Origin of the sequence: Mesorhizobium sp. M7A.F.Ca.CA.002.04.1.1, assembly GCF_004022805.1 — a bacterium.
GTDB lineage: Bacteria > Pseudomonadota > Alphaproteobacteria > Rhizobiales > Rhizobiaceae > Mesorhizobium > Mesorhizobium ciceri.
Genome location: NZ_RZPL01001213.1, coordinates 1 through 743 on the forward strand (window position 1 = coordinate 1; position 743 = coordinate 743).

Annotated in this window: 2 protein-coding genes; both read right to left on the minus strand. The window is 60.8% G+C overall.

The annotated features are described in order from the left end of the window. On the minus strand, positions 1-273 hold a 273-nt coding region (locus ENZ75_RS35690), incomplete at its 3' end, for an ATP-binding cassette domain-containing protein (RefSeq protein ID WP_128278680.1). Further along, the coding region (locus tag ENZ75_RS33390; RefSeq protein ID WP_128278681.1) for a BMP family ABC transporter substrate-binding protein at positions 273-743 on the minus strand (471 nt) is incomplete at its 5' end. The genes ENZ75_RS33390 and ENZ75_RS35690, both read right to left, overlap by 1 nt.

The following is a 743-nucleotide window of genomic DNA, read 5'->3' on the forward strand; positions in this document are numbered from 1 at the left end:
TTCCAGCGGGCTGCGCAAACTGATCGCTTCGCCGTCGATCGATTGGTCGCCCCCGTCTGCTACATAGACGCCGGCCGCCACGTTCATCAAAGTGGACTTGCCTGCACCGTTCTCACCGACAATGGCATGCACCTCCCCCCATTCGAGACAGAAGGACGCATCGCGGAGCGCGGCTTTGCCGTCAAACGACTTGCCTATGCCGCGCATCAACAGAGCCGCCGGCGTGCCCAGCGGTCGTCGCATGTCGCCCGCTTGCTGAAGCGCCGTCGTCATTACTTCGCCGGCATGGTGCCGATGACACCGTCGACGAAATAGTCCATCGACCAGAGCGCCGCATCGTCGACCTTCCCGCCGACATCGACAACGATGGTGCCGTCTTGCTTTTTCAGAGGGCCCTGGAATGGATCAAGCTTGCCGGCGATGATCTCCTGCTTTGCTGCTTCAACCTTTGCCTTGGTCTCCTCGGAAACCGAGGGGCCAAAAGGAGCAAGATCGACCACGCCGGTTTCAAGGCCTTCGAAAGCGCCGTATTCCTCGGGTTTCCAGTTGCCGTCGATGATCTCCTTGATCGTCGGCACAAGATATTTCTCCCAGCGGAAGATGACGGAGGTCTGGATCGTCCGCGGCGCGGCATGCGACATGTCGAGCTGAAAGCCTATCGAAGGAACGCCTGCCTTTTCGGCGGCGTCGAGCGCCGAGGTCGCGCTCAGATTCGTGGCGAGCACGTCGGCCTTCTGGTCGAG